This is a genomic window from Exiguobacterium sp. s131, from assembly GCF_018617345.1.
GTDB lineage: Bacteria > Bacillota > Bacilli > Exiguobacteriales > Exiguobacteriaceae > Exiguobacterium > Exiguobacterium profundum.
Genome location: NZ_JACSJX010000001.1, coordinates 1,395,324 through 1,412,654, shown reverse-complemented (window position 1 = coordinate 1,412,654; position 17,331 = coordinate 1,395,324). Strand labels below are relative to the sequence as shown.

The window sequence follows — 17,331 nt, the reverse complement described above, 5'->3', positions numbered from 1 at the left end:
CGCTCCTTCCTCTTTTATGTTACCGATTGACCGAGGCGGCCATGCGAATGTACGTATGGCGTCGTCCGCGAATCGCAATGGATAGTGCCTGAATGTTCTCTGGTACGGCAATTCCGGACAGTCCGGCGTCACCTATATGCACGATGTCTGCTCCGCCTCGTTTTGAAGAGAGTGCGATTTCCCGAACGGTCTCGACATCTGCGCCTTCTTGTGACGTTCCAATCGCCGCTAACGTGAGAGCGCCGAGCACTTGCAATTCCTGAACGAGTTCGTGAAACGATTCTTCACGGACGCCAGGTACAGTGCCTGGAGCCGGAAGGAGGATGATATCTGCGCCAGCTTCGACGAAGCGGATATACGCGTCGCGGTCTAACACATTGCCTGCACCGGCTTGATGCATTTTCCCGGCAATGATGACCCCTGCGAATTCACGACGTGCTTGGATGATTGCTTGTTCGATTGCTTCATTCGTGACCCCGGTATTCGGATTGCCTGTCAAACAGACGAAGTCAAACCCGAGCTCCGATGCTTTTTGGAACGCTTCGATTGAAGCGAGTCTGCCTCGTTTCACTTCATTCATCTCGGACGACTTCTCTGAAAAATCAACAGGTTCCAAGTTGACTCCAACTGGCAATCCAATCAGTCGTTTTAGTTCGAGAATCGGATGATCGCTCATCTCATCACCCGGCATCTCCCCGAATAATGCATGACTTTCAAGTCCTTTAATGTAAGGATGAAACACATCGATCATGTTCAATAAAATCAAGTCGACACCGAATGCTCGTGCTAGTTCTGCGTTTGTCACTTCTGGATACAACGGCTGCACCGTCGGGATGACCTCGGCCATGACCGTTCGACCTTCTGCTTTTCGAATCGAATCGATTAAATCTTGACGATTAAACGTGATAAAATCACTTGCTCGACATTCCAGTATTCGTTTCATGTGATCTGCCTCCTTCTGCTCATCCTTGTCTCTATTCCCTAAACCCTTGAAAAATCCTCTATACTAATTTTAAGGAGGGATTATGATGTCGGAAAAAGAAAAGATGATTCGTGGTGAACTGTATTTAGCTGGTGATGAAACGCTCGTTGCAGACCGTAAGCGTGCCCGGAGATTAACTGAACAATTCAATCGTTCTGGAATCGATGATTTGGAAGGACGAAAAGAGATTCTTGGTGCGTTACTCGGATCGACGAAAGGGTCGTATTATATCGAGCCGAACTTCAAATGTGATTATGGGTATAACATCCACTTAGGAGATCGATTCTATGCGAATTTTGACTGTGTCTTCCTAGACATCTGTCCCATCACGTTTGGGGATGACTGCATGCTCGCACCGGGTGTACATATTTATACGGCGACACATCCGATCGATCCGATCGATCGGATCTCAGGATATGAGTTCGGGAAGCCGGTGACCATCGGCGACCGCGTGTGGATCGGTGGAGGGGCGATTATCAATCCCGGTGTGACGATTGGGGATGAGGCCGTCGTCGCATCCGGTGCGGTCGTCACAAAAGATGTGCCATCTCGAACAGTCGTCGGAGGAAATCCGGCACGTGTGATCAAGACGATCGACTGACAAAAACTCCTGAACGCGTGGTTCAGGAGTTTTTGACATGACTTGATTGCTTGTATTTCTGAATAGCTGTATATGCAAGATGAAGCGCCGTCTCATCACCAATCGTCACCCGAATCCCCGTAGGTTGTTTCGACGTGTGTATGTTCAAGTCGGTCAAATGGGCCCACACTGCTTCAGGTTGTTCTAACTCGATATACAAGAAGTTTGTCGATGCAGGGAGGACATGCCCGATGGATTCAAAGGCTTGCGTCCACTTTTGACGCATCTGGTCATGCCATTCGATTGTTTCGTGAAGATAAGTCGCATCTTTTAAGAAGATGTTGCAAATCTTCGCGCTCACCCCGCTAATGTTAAATGGAGGTATGAATTGACGGAAGTAATGTGCGAGCTCGCTATTCGTCACCATGAATCCGATTCGGACGTTTGCCAATCCGAACGCTTTTGACATCGTACGGAGGACGATGAGATTCGGATGCTTCGCAAGAAACGGGATCATGCTGTCATTCGGTGTGAAGTCCATGTACGCCTCATCCACCACGAGGTACGGCACGAGTGAGGCGAGTTGCGTCAACTCTTCTACGGTCCACAGCTTTCCGGTTGGATTGTTCGGATTCGATAGGAGAAGAAGTTTTGGATGATGTGTCTCAATCGCCTTTACCATTCCTTCATATGATAAATCAACGGCTTGAACATGATGACCGTGTGCGATGGTCGTGAAGATTGGATACATCGAAAAGTCAGGTGCCGGAGACAAGACGATGTCATGTGGTGCGAGCAATGCTTGCGTCACGACATGAATCATCTCATCACTCCCACAACCGACTAGTAATTGCTCGGGTGTGACGCCAACGTATGCAGCGTAGCATTCGAACAATTCATTGATCGGTTCGACCGGATATTCGTGTAAGTCATGATACGTCAACGAATCAAGCTGACTCTTGATACGGTCAGGTAACGGGAACTGACTTTCATTTTGATTTAACCGATGTCCCGTCGGATAAACGACGGGATAAATCGGTAGCTCGACTTGTCTCATTCAGTTGGCTCCATCGAGAACCATTTTTTCACCAATTCATCGATTTCACCTGACTCCATCATCTTGTTCAACTCTTCGTTGAACTGGTTACGTAACTCATCATCTAATTTGAAGGCAGCAGCTGATCCTTTTTCGCCATCCTCTTTCAAAGCGAATGTATAGAAGCTGTCATCTTGGTCTAAATACTTTTGTGCGACCGTGTCTTCGATGACCATTGCATCGATTCGACCTGTGTTCAACTCTTGAACGATTTCAGGGATCTTGTTCAACGATACGAGTTCAGCGTTTGGTGCTTGTTCTTTAGCGATATTTTCTTGAATCGAAGCCGTTTGGACACCGATTTTCTTACCAGACAAATCTTCGATTGCCTGAAGGGACTCGTCTTTAGTCATGATCAAGTTTGTCGCGGATAGATAGATGTCTGAGAAATCGGCATTCTCTTTACGCTCTTCTGTTGGCGTCATCCCGGCCATGACGAAGTCGACACGCCCGCTATTGAGGGCTCCGAGTAAGCTACCGAAGTCCATATCTTCAATCTTCAATTCGTAACCGAGACGTTCTGTAATCGTCTCCGCGATTTCAATATCAAATCCGACAATCGCATCCCCGTTTGCCGTATCGACAAATTCATATGGGAAGTAATCGGCGCTCGTCCCCATGACGAGCGTTTTTTGTTCTGTCGCTTCACCTTCTGTCTCTTGACTACATGCACCGAGTAATACTGCGCTCATCATAAGTGATCCTGCTAATAACCATTTTTTCATATGTGTATAATGCCTCCCTGTTGTAGATGAGACTAAGTGTATATGTATGATTATTAATTGTAAAGCATAAATATACAAAAATTATTAAAAAGAGAAGCACTTTCTATCTGAAAGCGTTCTCTTCTTAGTTTTCCAAAAGATACGACATAATTCGCTCAATTGGAATTTCTCGATTGTCCATCGTATAGGTTTGTAAGTAAGGATGGTTAGTAGGCCGTTTGCAGTGTTCATTCATCTTAGACCAATTCTCATACGAAACTTGATCAATTTGACTCGGCCGTCTGACACGGTTTCGAAGTCGTGTGTTAATTTCTTCGTAAATTTCATGACGACACTCGATATAACGGTAAGTCGCTCCGTACTTGGTGGAAATCGCTATCCCTTTATCGAGCATTTCATCATAGAGACAAGGACTGTCGAGAATGACGTTTTGTCCAAGTGATAGGTGATACTCGACGAGGGACCAATCGACATCATAAGCCATCTTCCCGATTTCTCCATCCGAGAAGTTGCCATCAGGAAGCGTATGGAGTAGGGCGGTCTTTGAAACATCATGATCGATGATGACTGCGTGTACGTGTTGGATGATATGCTTAGCCAATGTGGATTTTCCTGATCCAGGTGTTCCAGACATTTGAAGAAAAAACAGATGATCACCTCACATCTAAGTAGGAGCAAATCTTATTACTCATACAACTTGATTTATTTGTTAAAATGACTCATTTCCTTAAGATAGTCTTCGATACAATCGACCTGAATAACCTGATAGGGTTAGTTAAAGGTTTGATCCGATGTTAGCATTTGCATACCATGATGACGTTCCCGTCAAGATCTCTGAAATTGAACCAATGTTCGTGCTCAATGGGTGTAATGACATCAATGTCGTTTTGAGTCATATAAGAATAAGCTTGATGAATATCGTGTGTATTTAAGTGAAACAGTGGTATCTGGATGATGTTCTCTTTTGAGTAGATGTTGCTATCTAAAACGAGGTTAGTACCCTCTAATGGAATGACATATAAATGGTCGAATAAGATTTCTCCTTTTGTTGAAAGGTCGAATAAATCACAATACCAGTCACGCGCTTTTTGAATATCACTTACCGGAATGAAAATGGTACCGATTTTGTGAAGGATAGGGTTCATAGAAACTCCTGCCTTTTCATTTGATGAATGAAGTTTTCAACATCTTTCCGAGATTTTAAGACGATGATCTGTTTCTCGTGAGAATATTGTTTGATTCGTTTGACCATCTCTGGCTTTTGAATGTCAGGAAAATTCCAAACCCACTTCAGGAATGCGAAATCGAGTTTTTCCTCACAGGATGCACCCATATCCGGTCGTGTCGTACCACGATATCGGACAACTCGCTTGAGGACGCGATATATACAGACGATGCGTGGAAGATCGATTAAAATGACAGTGTCCGCTGCCTGTAGTCGTAAATCAAGGGTATTCCCGAAATTTCCATCGATGATCCATTCATCCTTCTTCACGAGTTGTTGTTGGATGTCGATTCGTTCCGCTCTCGGCGCCATCACCCATCCTGGTCTCCACATGAGAGCGTCCAAATGATAGACATCGAGATGTAATCGTTCACCGAGTTGACGGGCGAGTGTGGATTTCCCCGCACCACCAGAACCGATGATCATGATGCGTTTCATATAGTCACTTCTTTCATTGATGGACTCGATAAGATTAACTTTGCCCGTGCATCCATGTTTTCTGGTAGATTTTGTAGTGAAAAATATTTTAAATCTATTCCTTCATCATCGTTTAAACATAACGTGCCCGTCACTGTGTCAGTGATGAATAAATGGGTAACATTATGTACTTGATCGCCATTTGGATATTCAAAGAAAAAATCAGGTCCAGAGAAAACTGAGATTAGAGTTAATTGGTTGGAAGAGAGACCCGTTTCTTCATACAATTCTCTTTGTGCTGTTTGTTCAATTGTTTCTCCGGGTTCCATCGCCCCTCCAGGAAGTCCCCATTCCTTTGTATCTTTCCTTAGTTGAAATAAAAATTCTTGATTATCATTTTGTACAGCTACTGCAGCACCGACCATAATGAAAGGACGGTTACCGATGAGCTCTCTCATCGAATGTATATAATTTTTCAACTTATAGATCCTCCAATACAATCCATTTCTTCAATTGACCGTCCTCTTCGTAAATGACCCGGACATCCATCTGTCCGATAACGAGACGTTGTTCCGAACTGAACACGACAATCGGATAGTTCGTGGACACGGGCTTGTCCGTCTCAAAAATAGGGCTATGCGCCTGCATCGCGTAATAGCCGTCCGATCTCGTGTTGGCCGCTCCTGCATCAATCTGTGTCACATGGTCAAATCCTCTCAGTCTGAGTACATAACTATAAGACGTTCTCGCTCCTTGCTCGAGACGCCATTCTTCGATGGTGGCTGATTTGTCGTCCATAGATCGCTCTTCTAGCACTTTCTGTGCCGTATACTCTTTTTCGTAAGGAATCATCTCCTGAATGCTGACGACGGTCATCGTCGCGAGCTTGAGTGATTCCTCGGAAGGTGGGGTAATCAGTATACCAATAAAGATGAGGATGGGAATCAATAAATAAACCATGACACGACTACGCATTTTCATCACCTTACCTTTTCAGACTGTAAACTATTTCTGCATAAGAGAATCAGTTCCCTTCAAAAGAACGCTGGAATCTCAAAAACCGATTCATTTCTTCAAGTTTTTGAATGAGCAGGTATGATATAGAGAGGAGGGATGTACATGAAAATCGGGGTCATAGGTGGAGGCGTTGCGGGTTTGACTGCAGCTGCGCTCGCGCAACAGAAAGGGCATAATGTGATTGTATTAGAAGCATCGCGTGAATGGGGTGGGTGTGCCGGCAAGTTTCAACGGGGTGACTACTTGTTTCCTGCAGGCGCAACGCTCGGTATGGGATTCGAACGAGGAGGGGTCCATCAGCGGGTTCTTCAGAAATTGGGCGAATCGGTCGAGGTGACGTTACTGGACGCGGTGATGGACATTCAACTGCCTGACGTCACCGTCACTTACTTTCGCGACCGAAAGCGTCTTCTTGAGGAGCTCAGTCGCGTGTTCTCAGAGCATTATAAGGGAATCCATGCGTTTTACCGTGAAGTGTGGGGCGATTTTGAGAAGATTCGTCCGTTGTTTCAGCAGTTGCCCGCTCTTCCACTTCGGACGACATCAGACATAGTTTACGCGCTGAAAGGTTTTCGACCGAATCAAATCACAACGCTTCTCAAACTCCAGCGGCCACTCGGTGACACGTTAGCTCGTCATGGACTAAACGGTACGATGTTCGAGCGATTTATCGATGGCGTTCTGCTCGACAGTTTGCAAACCGGTGCGAAAGAAGCGAGTCATTTACTCGGTGCAGTGGCGCTGTCGGTCTATCACGAAGGGGCGTACTATGTGGAAGGTGGACTGTATCAATTGGCTCATGCATTAGAGCGCGCCGTTCGGACGTTTGGTGGGGAGACGAAATTAGGGAGAGACGTCCAGTCCATCGAACGAGTGACAGATGGATGGCTCATCACCGATCGAAGAGGACGACTTGAACTAGTCGATGTCATTGTTTCCGCCATCCCGATTGAGCGGACGAGCGAACTTCTGAGAGGACAAGAACAACGATGCTTCAAACGACAATACCGCAGACAATTGAAGCAGTCGCAATGGGGCACGTTCAGTCTCTATCTCGTCTTGCCTGAGGATGTGTGTCGACAGAAACCGCTGTTTCAACAAATCTATCACGAGCGATTACCGAGTGGGCATGCGTTCATTTCCATGTCCGCGCCGGATGACGTGTTGCGCACAGAAAAACCGGAACGGACCATCACGGTATCCACACATATCGATTTATCAGAATGGCAACATTGGAAAGACCGGGCGGCATATGAGAAACTAGAGCAAGATTGGACCAATCGTCTCGTCGACGTCGTCGCAACTGCTTTTCCCGCTTGGGACCGCGAGTCGTCACTACTTCTTCCTGGTGGACCCGGGGCATGGGTGAAGTATACGAAGCGACCGCATGGGGCAGTCGGAGGTTATGCGCAGACTCCTAGCCAGGCGCTCTTTCGCGCTGCGAGTTATCGCACCGACTTGCCGAACTTTTTTGTATGCGGGGATACCGTATTTCCAGGAGCGGGGACGATTGGCGCGATGACGAGCGGATTACATGTCGCCCGGGCACTCGGGGTGACGATTGATTAGGGGGATACTGATGAAGAAAAAAGCGTTTGATGAACTGACAACGATGGAATTGTATCGCTTACTGGCATTACGAACCGAGATTTTCGTCGTCGAACAAAACTGTCCGTATCAAGAAATCGATGGAAAAGATGAACAAGCCATCCATTATTGGATTGAAGAAGATGGAGAGATTGTCTCCGCCCTTCGCGTATTGACGGAAGCATCTCCGATCGCCATCGGACGTGTCGTCACGAAAGCGACGCATCGAGGGAAAGGGTATTCCCGCCTCTTGATGGATGCGGCAATCAAAGATTTTGGACATGAGACGTTATACCTGCAAGCGCAGACGTATGTGGAACCTTTTTATGCCTCGTTTGGCTTCAAACGGACGAGTGATGTGTATCAAGAAGATAGTATTCCACATGTCGATATGTTACGTGAATCAACGAATCCCGCTAGTACCGTTTCGGAATCGTTCATGTTAGAATGAGAAAGAACATTCACGTGCTTTTGAGCACGATTACATTATAGACATAAAGGGGTTTACAATGGTGACCAATCAACAAGTAATTGCAAAAGCAAGAGAATTGGCAGATGTATTAGCACAAACACCAGAAGTGGCGCGCTTCAAAGAAGCGGAAGCGAAAGTAAACGGAAGTGACCGCGTACAGACTTTGATTAAACGAATCAAGTTCTTACAAAAAGAAGCCGTCAACTGTAAGCACTATGGTAAGACGGAAGCACTTGCGAAAGTCGAGCAAAAGATTGATAAAGCGATGGAAGAACTCGATTCAATTCCGGTCGTTCAAGCGTTCCAGGAAACTCAAGTCGAAGTGAACGATTTGCTTCAATACGTGACGGTGACGCTCGCGAACTCCGTGACGGACCGTATCATCGAATCGACGGACGGTGACGTCCTTGCAGGAAAGACAGGGAGCGGCATGGCGGCTGAACAAGCACGCGGCGGCTGCGGATACTAAAACGACACAGCTGGCCGATGGTCAGCTGTTGTACTTTCTAGAGGTGAATCAACATGCAAGAAGTCCATCAGACACCAATGATGAAACAATATTTCTCTATCAAGGCCGACTATCCGGACGCCTTTTTATTCTATCGACTCGGCGACTTTTACGAGTTGTTTTTTGAAGATGCACAAATTGTTGCAAAAGAGTTAGAGCTCACGCTCACTTCTAAAAACGGAAAGCAGGCCGAGCATCCAATCCCGATGTGTGGCGTTCCGCATCATTCCGCAGCAATCTACATTGAACAATTGATTGAAAAAGGTTTTAACGTCGCCATCTGTGAACAGACAGAAGACCCGAAAGCGACGAAAGGACTCGTGAAGCGGGAAGTCATCCAAGTGATCACGCCGGGTACATACATGGCGTCACTCAGTGAAAAAGAAAACCGATATCTCGTCGCCATCTCGGACGTCGCAGGGCGATTCGGAATTGCTCGCGGTGACGTCACGACGGGGGAATCATGGTTGACGACACTCTCGTCAGAAGAGGCCGTCTTGCGGGAAATCGAAGGATTGCTCCCGAACGAGGTCATCGTCGAGGATGAACGGTTGGCCGACTTGTTACGTCAGACCGGGATCCCTCTCTCGATTCAAGTGGACAAGCGGGAGAGTCCGCTCGCACAAGGTGCGAAAGATGAGCCACAGCGTTCGGCGTTTGAGTTGTTGTTCGCTTATCTCACGAAAACACAGAAACGTTCGCTCGATCACTTGCAACCAGCTGTCGCCTATGAAGTTGAACAGCACATGCAACTTGACGCCAATACGGCCCGAAATCTTGAGTTATTCCGTTCGGCTCGTTCAGGGGAACGGAAAGGGTCACTCCTTTCACTCCTTGATGAGACGACGACGGCGATGGGCGGTCGTTTGTTGAAGCGTTGGCTCGAACAGCCACTCTATACAGAGCAAGGCATCAAAGAGCGACAGGATGCCGTCGAGAACTTGGTGGACGACTTCATGTTGCGCGATCAACTACAAGAAGAGTTGAAGCGAGTCTATGACATCGAACGCCTTGTCGCTAAAGTTGGGTACGGGACGGCGAATGCGCGAGATCTCGTCCAACTTCGCGACACACTCGAGCGGATGCCTTCTGTCCGGTCACTCTTACAAACAGTGAAAGCCGATCGCTTGCAGCAGATTGAACAAAAGCTCGACTCGTTCGAGACATTGAGTGAACAGCTTCGGGCTGCCCTTGTCGATTCACCTCCGATTTCGACGAAAGAAGGCGGGATGATTCGTCACGGGTATTCGGATGAGCTCGACGAACTGTTAGAAGCGAAAGCGAACGGGAAATCGTGGATTGCCAACCTCGAGCAACAGGAACGCATCGCGACCGGCATCAAGTCGTTGAAGGTCGGGTATAACCGCGTATTCGGTTACTACTTGGAAGTGACGAAAGCAAATGCGAAGTTGCTCGAAGAAGGGCGTTATGAACGGAAGCAGACGTTGACGAATGCGGAACGATACATCACTCCAGAGCTGAAAGAGAAGGAAGCCCTCATCTTAGGTGCGGAAGAGAAGAGCTGTACGCTCGAATATGATTTGTTTGTCGCACTTCGCGAAGAAGTGAAGACGTATACGAAGGACCTTCAACAATTGGCCCGTTCACTCAGTGAGTTGGATGTTCTCCTCGCCCTTGCCGTCGTGGCGGAGAAGCGGGAATACGTTCGCCCAGTTACGACATCTCACGTCCAAATTGAACGTGGGCGTCACCCTGTCATTGAGACGGTCTTGCCGCGAGGCGAATATGTCGCCAATGACTTGACGCTTGACGACACGCGTCAAATGTTACTCATCACCGGACCGAACATGTCCGGTAAATCGACGTACATGCGTCAATTTGCCTTGATTGCGATCCTACATCAAATCGGTTCATTCGTCCCGGCCGAAGCGGCGGAACTTCCACTCTTTGACCGTATCTTCACACGAATCGGTGCGGCGGACGATTTGGTGAGCGGACAGTCGACGTTCATGGTCGAGATGACCGAGACGCGCCAAGCCGTCACCGAGGCGACGGAACATAGTTTGATTTTATTAGATGAAATCGGTCGCGGGACGTCGACCTATGACGGAATGGCGCTCGCACAGGCAATCGTTGAATATATCGCCTCGTCAATCGGCGCGAAGACACTGTTCTCGACGCACTATCATGAACTGACGGTGCTCGAGGACTCGATTCCGTCACTTGAGAATGTTCATGTCCGGGCGATTGAGCGGGATGGACGAGTCGTCTTCCTCCACGAAGTGCATCCTGGACGTGCAGACAAATCATATGGGATTCATGTGGCAGAATTGGCTGAACTTCCGGGTTCATTGATTGACCGGGCCCGGACGATTCTGTCAGAACTCGAATCGGAAGCAACGAAACCGAGTTTGAACGAGCGACCTGCTCCACCTTCAGTGGAAGAAGTCAGCCAGTTGTCATTGTTCGAGTCGCATGACGCTGTTCGAGAACAGCTGCTCAAACTCGATCTATTGGCAATGAATCCAATCGAAGCGATGCAGGCGCTCTACGAACTGCAACAGACCGCAAAGAAAGGGTGAGTCGATGGGAATCATTCGAGAGTTACCTGAACAACTTGCGAACCGAATCGCAGCCGGGGAGGTCGTCGAACGACCGGCTTCCGTCGTCAAAGAATTAGTCGAAAATGCGATTGATGCGGGAGCGACGAAAGTGGATGTCGACTTACAAGAGGCGGGCATCCGTCTCATCAAAGTCCGTGACAACGGGCATGGGTTCCATGTAGAAGACGCGGCGCGAGCTTTCTTGCGACATGCGACGAGTAAAATCCGGGACGAGCACGACTTGTTCCGGATTCGGACGCTCGGCTTCCGCGGTGAGGCACTCGCCTCGATCGCGTCGGTCAGTCACGTCTCCTTGAAGTCAAAGCGAGCAGATGAGGATGGTTTTGAGATGACGCTTGAAGGTGGAGTCGTCAAGGCGACGAATCCGACGGCGACGAACGTCGGGACCGAAATCGCGGTTAGCCAGCTCTTCTTCAACACACCGGCCCGTCTCAAATATTTGAAGACGTCAGCAACGGAACTCGCGAGTATTACGGATACGTTGAACCGTTTAGCGCTGTCTCATCCGGAGATTCGATTCACCGTCTTTCATGAAGAGAAAGAATTGTTGCGTACGAACGGGAATGGAGACTTGAAACAAGTCATGCTTGCCATCTATGGTCGCCAAGTCGCCGCACAAATCGTCACGGCGTCGAGTAAGACGAACGATTATACGCTGAGCGCCCATCTCGTACGCCCGGAAGTGACCCGTTCGAACAAACAGTACGTGACTCTCATCTTAAACGGTCGAAGCATCAAGAACTTTGCACTGACCCAAAGCGTGCTTGAAGGCTACCATACGCTCTTACCGATCGGTCGCTATCCAATTGCCGTGCTCGAAGTGAAGATGGACCCGATGTTGATTGACGTGAACGTCCATCCGACAAAACGTGAAGTGCGCTTGTCGAAAGAAAAAGAACTGTGCCAGCTCATCCGAGAGACCGTTCAATTGACGCTCCGGGAGCAACGTCTCATTCCGTCTGTGAAACAAGAGCCGAAGCCGAAACGTGTGACACCGTCCGAACAGTCGAAACTCGACTTTTCGATGGAGCCCCAACCTAAACAGGCAGATCCGGTCGAGTGGAACTATCCGATTCCTCGGGAGCGAAAAGAGTCGCTCACGTCTCCTTCCCAATGGAATCCGTCTCCGCTCGTTCATGAACCGGAACCAGAGATGATTGAACCAAAACAGGTCGAAGAGCCTGTACGTCAGTCGGAGCGTCTTCCGGCGTTAGACGTCATCGGGCAACTCCATTCGAGTTATATCATCTGTGGAGCGGAAGACGGGATGTACGTGATGGACCAACATGCCGCCCAGGAACGCATCAAGTATGAGTTGTTTTATGAGCAGTTAGGACGTCCGGATAAAGAGTATCAACTCCTCTTAATCCCATTGACGTTAGATTTCACGCAAGAAGAGACGCTCGCTATCGAAGAAGTGCTCCCGCTTCTAGCGGATGCCGGCATCACGTTAGAGCCGTTTGGGGGAAACACGTTCCTTGTCCGTGAAATTCCAACATGGTATCCGCAACATGACTTAGAGGGCACGATTCGTGATCTGGTGGAGATGGCCATTCATCAGCGGTCAATTGACATCGCGAAATATCGCGAAGAAGCATCAATCCTCATGGCGTGTAAACGATCGATCAAAGCGAACCATCCACTCAATAGGGAGATGATGCGACAATTGATTGATGATTTGAGTCGTACGACCTCTCCGTTTACCTGTCCGCACGGGCGACCGATTCTCGTGAAATGGAGCACGTATGAGCTTGAGAAGTTATTTAAACGCGTCATGTAATCGTCTTGTTACCTTGTTTTAACACGATGTAACGTTTATGCAGGAGCCCACATGGGAAAACTATACACATGTCACTCAACGCATCGAGGTTGAGAGGTGGCTTTTTCACTGCCTCACCCTCAAGATGTCGACATGAAATGTATATCCATGTAGGAGGAAAAGAAAATGACGAACAAACTTCAAGTATCAAAACGAGAATTACGCCCACGATCACTACGCACGAAGTTGCGTAACGAAGGAAAAGCGTTAGGCGTTGTCTACGGTTATAAAGTAGACAGCACACCAATCGTGTTTGACGAGATGGACCTTCGTAAAATTCTCCGAGACCATGGTGACAATGCTTTGATTGAACTCCATTACGATGGAAATAAAATCAACACGCTCGTGCACGGATCGGAAACGGACCCGTTCACTAACTTCTATCAGCACGTCGAATTCATGGCCGTGAAGATGGATGAAGAGACAGAAGTTGAAGCGGATATCGTCCTTGTCGGCGACGCGAAAGGCGTCAAAGAAGGCGGATATCTCGCCCAGTCACTTTATAAAGTGACGGTCGCTGCGACACCTGCCAACATCCCAGAACGCATCGAACTCGATGTCTCAGAGCTTGGAATCGGTGATTCGGTGACGGTAGCAGATCTTCCAGAAGACAAATCGTACACGATCGTCTCGGAACCAGATATGCACATCGCCTCTGTGAATGAGCCGGTTGCAGAAGTTGAAGAGGAAGAGTCGGAAGAAGGTTCAACTCAAGAGGAAGCATCAGAAGCTTCATCGGAAGAAGCTGAAGAATCGTCTGAGGATAAAGAATAAGAGTTACACAAGTGCTTCGAGAAATCGGAGCACTTTTTTGTTTTTCACAAATCCGCCACATGTAAACGATTACGATGTGAACACTCTGTCAATTCCTTCTAGAGGTGATTGCCAACAGAGACTGTACAGTTTATATTGTTAATGATTTCACATATTCGAACTGATACTTTCCTATTTAATTATTCAGAAAGAAGGGTTTGTGACATGGCATCAATGGAAATCCATGCACTCGAATCGTTACGGAAAAAAGCACAGGCTTCCTCGCAAATGATTCATTATCGTCCAATGGAATACTTTTTACGGGCAATGTTAGCCGGGATCTTTATCGGCTTTGCTTCAATCTTCACGTTGAAAGTCGTCAACGGGATGTATTTAGCGGAATCTCCGTTCACGACACTCATCGGGGGCTTCTCGTTCGGGATTGCGCTCGTCATGATCATCTATGGGGGAGCCGAGTTGTTCACGGGGAATACGATGTATTTCACAACGTCGACACTTCGCGGTTACACGACGCTCAGTGACACGATGCTCGTCTGGTTACTCTGTTTCGTCGGGAACGCACTCGGGGGAATCCTATTCGCCTTACTACTTGCACCGACTGGCGTCATCCAAGAACTCGGGATGAACAACTGGTTGTTCTCCGTTGTTGAAAGTAAAATGCATCATACGACGGTCGAAATTTTCTTCCGCGCCATCTTCTGTAACTGGATGGTCTGTCTCGCTATTTTCTTACCGAAACAAATGAAAAATGAGTTCGCTCAAATCTTCTCGATGATCTTCCTTGTCGCGGTTTTCTTCGCTTCAGGATTCGACCACGTCATCGCCAACTTCGTCTTGTTCGCCTTGACGCTCGTCGTCCCACACCCTGAGACGATTAGCATGGCAGGTGCGATTCATAACTTGATTCCTGCGACGTTCGGTAACATCATCGGTGGAGCGCTCTTCATGGGAGCCATCTATACATGGCTCAACTCGAAAGGTCTCCGTGAAGCACAAGAATTAGAAGAAGAAGTCGAATTAAAAGTTGTAAAAGCTGTTAAATAAATGATGTTTGTCACATATAACGTAGAGCCTTGTCTTACCGAAGACGAGGCTCTTTTTTATCGTATGACCACACGTAAACTGTCACAATATCGACTCGTGACCATCGAGAAAAACACATGCCATAATCTATATATAGGATTCTTAAAACGAATATGAATGTTTTGAATCCATATATAGTGAGGTGATGGGTTTTGAAATTACTGCAGTTGTATGAGGACGTCTGTGTCTTACCAGACCAAGACTTGGTACAAGAGAATGCGAACGTGGACGGTAAATCCCCGCTCGGGAAACTAGCACGACTCTCTTCGGAAGTGTCGAAAGAACTATCGCAGACGTATTTGATGTCGGAGCGACCAAAACAGGCCGTCACTGATAACTATTTATACGTGCACGACGCCGACTATTACATCACAGGCTCGACGACATGTTGTCAAATTCCACTCGGTCAATTATTAAAAGATGGATTCCATACGGGGCATGGAACAATCAGGTCACCAAAGGACATTCGCTCCGCCATGGCACTCGCATCGATCATCCTTCAAGCGAATCAAAATATGCAGCATGGGGGGCAGGCCTTCCCGATGTTTGACGTCGACTTGGCACCGTATGTCGAGAAGACATATGAGCGTCAACTGAGCCGACTCCAATCCTTACCCGTTGACTGGGAAGAAACGCAATTGGAGACACTCGCGGAAGAAGAGACGATTTCGGCGACGTATCAGGCGTGTGAGGCGTTCATCCACAATGCGAACTCCATGCACTCACGAGGTGGCGGGCAAGTGCCTTTCGTTTCGATCAATTATGGAACGGACACATCAAAGTGGGGACGTATCCTCATTCGAGAGTTACTTCGTGCCACGGAACGAGGGTTAGGGAACGGAGAGACTCCGATTTTTCCTATTCAAATCTTTAAAGTGAAGGAAGGAATCAACTTTCGGGAGGACGATCCGAACGTCGATCTTTTCCGTGAAGCATGTCGGGTCACAGGAAAACGGCTATTTCCGAATTTTTCCTTCATCGATGCCCCGTTCAATGCTGCTTACTATGATGGCACGCATGCATCTGAAGTGGCGTATATGGGTTGCCGCACTCGGGTCATGGGAAACCGGCACGGAGAAGAGACGTCGATCGGTCGTGGCAATCTTTCCTTTTCCACACTCAACTTGGTGAAGATGGCACTTGTCTCGGAGTCGATCTCGGATTTTTACAGCATTCTCAACCGATATGTCGACATCGGGATCGAACAGTTGGTCGAGCGTTTCGAATATCAATGTACGCGTCGCGCTGAAGAATTTCGTTTCCTTTACACACAAGGTGTCTGGCGTGGAAGTGAGCAGTTACATATTCATGATGAAGTCCGAGACGTATTGAAACAAGGAACGCTTTCACTCGGTTTCATCGGACTCGCTGAAACGTTGAAGGTGTTGACGGGAGGTACACATGCTGAGTCGCGTGAAGCGGAGCGACTCGGTCTTGACATCGTCACGCATTTGGCCAATCGCATGCGTGCGGCAGCCGAAACGTACGACTTGAACTTTTCGTTGGTCGCGACACCGGCAGAAGGATTGTCAGGTAAATTTGTGACGCGAGACCAGGAAACGTTTGGGATGATTGAAGGTGTCACTAATCGTGCCTTTTATACAAATTCATTCCACGTGCCGGTCTATCAGTCTGTATCAATTCGTGAGAAAATCCGAATCGAGGCACCGTATCACGCATTGTGTGACGCGGGACATATTTCATATGTCGAAGTCGATGGGTCACTTGCCCACAATGCGGAAGCGGTGGAATCGATTGTCCGCTTGATGCGACAGCATGATATCGGCTACGGTTCCATCAATCATCCGGTCGATCGTTGCGGAAATTGTGGGTTAGAAGGACTGATTGACGATGCCTGTCCGACGTGTGGCGAGGATACAAACATTGAACGAATCCGCCGCATCACCGGTTATTTGGTCGGGACGATGGACCGTTGGAATACGGCGAAGCGAGAAGAAGAGCGGGCGAGGGTGAAACACGATGCGCATTCTATCCGTCGTTGAAGAATCCGTCGTTGACGGACCGGGGATTCGGACGGTCATCTTTACTGCTGGCTGTCCGCATCACTGTAAAGGGTGTCACAATCCTTCCTCGTGGAATCCAACCGGGGGTGAGGATGTCGAAGTAGAGGAACTTGTTCAGCGCGTCAAGCTCAGTGGTTGGGACGGGGTGACCATATCTGGAGGCGAACCGTTTCTTCAATCGTCAGCGTTAGCAAAACTCGTCACGGCATGTAAGTCGCTCGGTAAAAATGTGTGGGTGTATACGGGTTATACGCTCGAACAGTTGGAAGCGATGCATGACGAAGCGATTCAAACCGTGTTGGACTACGCCGATGTGCTCGTCGACGGTCGTTACGAGCAGTCGCTACGAGATATGGGACTTCGTTTTCGAGGATCGAGTAATCAACGAATCATCTTTTTGAATAAAGTATAATCGAGGCAGAGATGTCTCGATTTTT

General features: G+C 48.1%; 18 protein-coding genes. 10 read left to right on the top strand and 8 right to left on the bottom strand.

Annotated features, from left to right (window positions below; translation table 11 throughout):
• Window positions 1-19: 19 nt before the first annotated feature.
• Window positions 20-943 (bottom strand): DUF7916 family protein, encoded by a 924-nt coding sequence (locus KNO69_RS07305; protein WP_074037136.1) that lies wholly within the window; start codon window positions 941-943, stop codon window positions 20-22.
• 85 nt (window positions 944-1,028) lie between these two features.
• Here KNO69_RS07305 and KNO69_RS07300 point away from each other — a divergent pair, with 85 nt between their 5' ends.
• Window positions 1,029-1,583, top strand: a complete 555-nt coding sequence (locus KNO69_RS07300) for a maltose acetyltransferase domain-containing protein (protein ID WP_285800571.1) — start codon at window positions 1,029-1,031, stop codon at window positions 1,581-1,583.
• Between the two features lie 22 nt (window positions 1,584-1,605).
• On the opposite strand, the gene KNO69_RS07295 is transcribed toward KNO69_RS07300, so the two are convergent.
• The 7 genes from KNO69_RS07295 to KNO69_RS07265 all read right to left on the bottom strand — a co-directional run bounded on the left by KNO69_RS07295 (window position 1,606) and on the right by KNO69_RS07265 (window position 6,006).
• Window positions 1,606-2,619 carry a pyridoxal phosphate-dependent aminotransferase gene (locus KNO69_RS07295; RefSeq protein ID WP_214817100.1) on the bottom strand — a complete coding sequence of 338 codons (1,014 nt, stop codon included), beginning with the start codon at window positions 2,617-2,619 and terminating at the stop codon, window positions 1,606-1,608.
• Window positions 2,616-3,383 (bottom strand): transporter substrate-binding domain-containing protein, encoded by a 768-nt coding sequence (locus tag KNO69_RS07290; RefSeq protein WP_214817098.1) that lies wholly within the window; start codon window positions 3,381-3,383, stop codon window positions 2,616-2,618. The genes KNO69_RS07295 and KNO69_RS07290 overlap by 4 nt, the downstream gene beginning before the upstream one ends.
• Window positions 3,384-3,507: 124 nt before the next feature.
• On the bottom strand, window positions 3,508-4,017 hold the full coding sequence (locus tag KNO69_RS07285) for a P-loop nucleotide/nucleoside kinase family protein (RefSeq protein ID WP_285800570.1): 510 nt from the start codon (window positions 4,015-4,017) through the stop codon (window positions 3,508-3,510).
• 160 nt (window positions 4,018-4,177) lie between these two features.
• Window positions 4,178-4,528 carry a VOC family protein gene (locus tag KNO69_RS07280; protein WP_214817094.1) on the bottom strand — a complete coding sequence of 117 codons (351 nt, stop codon included), beginning with the start codon at window positions 4,526-4,528 and terminating at the stop codon, window positions 4,178-4,180.
• Window positions 4,525-5,046, bottom strand: a complete 522-nt coding sequence (locus KNO69_RS07275; RefSeq protein WP_214817092.1) for a DNA topology modulation protein — start codon at window positions 5,044-5,046, stop codon at window positions 4,525-4,527. The genes KNO69_RS07280 and KNO69_RS07275 overlap by 4 nt, the downstream gene beginning before the upstream one ends.
• On the bottom strand, window positions 5,043-5,504 hold the full coding sequence (locus KNO69_RS07270; RefSeq protein WP_251124884.1) for an NUDIX hydrolase: 462 nt from the start codon (window positions 5,502-5,504) through the stop codon (window positions 5,043-5,045). Before KNO69_RS07270 ends, KNO69_RS07275 begins: the two co-directional genes overlap by 4 nt.
• Before the next feature lies 1 nt (window position 5,505).
• Window positions 5,506-6,006, bottom strand: a complete 501-nt coding sequence (locus tag KNO69_RS07265; protein ID WP_214817089.1) for a hypothetical protein — start codon at window positions 6,004-6,006, stop codon at window positions 5,506-5,508.
• A 138-nt stretch (window positions 6,007-6,144) separates the two neighbouring features.
• Here KNO69_RS07265 and KNO69_RS07260 point away from each other — a divergent pair, with 138 nt between their 5' ends.
• From KNO69_RS07260 to nrdG, 9 genes are all read left to right on the top strand, one after another.
• A complete protein-coding gene (locus tag KNO69_RS07260) occupies window positions 6,145-7,611 on the top strand; it encodes a phytoene desaturase family protein (protein ID WP_214817086.1) in 1,467 nt (488 codons plus the stop codon).
• A 10-nt stretch (window positions 7,612-7,621) separates the two neighbouring features.
• Entirely contained in the window at window positions 7,622-8,080 is a 459-nt protein-coding gene (locus tag KNO69_RS07255; protein ID WP_214817083.1) for a GNAT family N-acetyltransferase, read from the top strand.
• Between the two features lie 58 nt (window positions 8,081-8,138).
• A complete protein-coding gene (locus KNO69_RS07250) occupies window positions 8,139-8,570 on the top strand; it encodes a YlbF/YmcA family competence regulator (RefSeq protein WP_214817080.1) in 432 nt (143 codons plus the stop codon).
• Window positions 8,571-8,623: 53 nt separating this feature from the next.
• The gene (gene mutS / locus KNO69_RS07245; RefSeq protein WP_214817077.1) at window positions 8,624-11,152 is read left to right on the top strand and encodes a DNA mismatch repair protein MutS; all 2,529 of its coding nucleotides are present in this window, start codon (window positions 8,624-8,626) and stop codon (window positions 11,150-11,152) included.
• A 4-nt stretch (window positions 11,153-11,156) separates the two neighbouring features.
• The gene (gene mutL, locus KNO69_RS07240; RefSeq protein WP_214817074.1) at window positions 11,157-12,974 is read left to right on the top strand and encodes a DNA mismatch repair endonuclease MutL; all 1,818 of its coding nucleotides are present in this window, start codon (window positions 11,157-11,159) and stop codon (window positions 12,972-12,974) included.
• A gap of 165 nt (window positions 12,975-13,139) precedes the next feature.
• Window positions 13,140-13,787, top strand: coding sequence for a 50S ribosomal protein L25/general stress protein Ctc (locus KNO69_RS07235; protein WP_214688815.1), 648 nt, complete (start codon window positions 13,140-13,142; stop codon window positions 13,785-13,787).
• Between the two features lie 213 nt (window positions 13,788-14,000).
• Window positions 14,001-14,831: a formate/nitrite transporter family protein gene (locus tag KNO69_RS07230; RefSeq protein WP_041918029.1), complete on the top strand. Its 831-nt coding sequence runs from the start codon at window positions 14,001-14,003 to the stop codon at window positions 14,829-14,831.
• Between the two features lie 191 nt (window positions 14,832-15,022).
• Window positions 15,023-16,873: an anaerobic ribonucleoside triphosphate reductase gene (locus tag KNO69_RS07225; RefSeq protein WP_214817071.1), complete on the top strand. Its 1,851-nt coding sequence runs from the start codon at window positions 15,023-15,025 to the stop codon at window positions 16,871-16,873.
• On the top strand, window positions 16,851-17,306 hold the full coding sequence (gene nrdG, locus KNO69_RS07220) for an anaerobic ribonucleoside-triphosphate reductase activating protein (RefSeq protein ID WP_074037124.1): 456 nt from the start codon (window positions 16,851-16,853) through the stop codon (window positions 17,304-17,306). Before KNO69_RS07225 ends, nrdG begins: the two co-directional genes overlap by 23 nt.
• The last annotated feature ends 25 nt before the right edge of the window (window positions 17,307-17,331 follow it).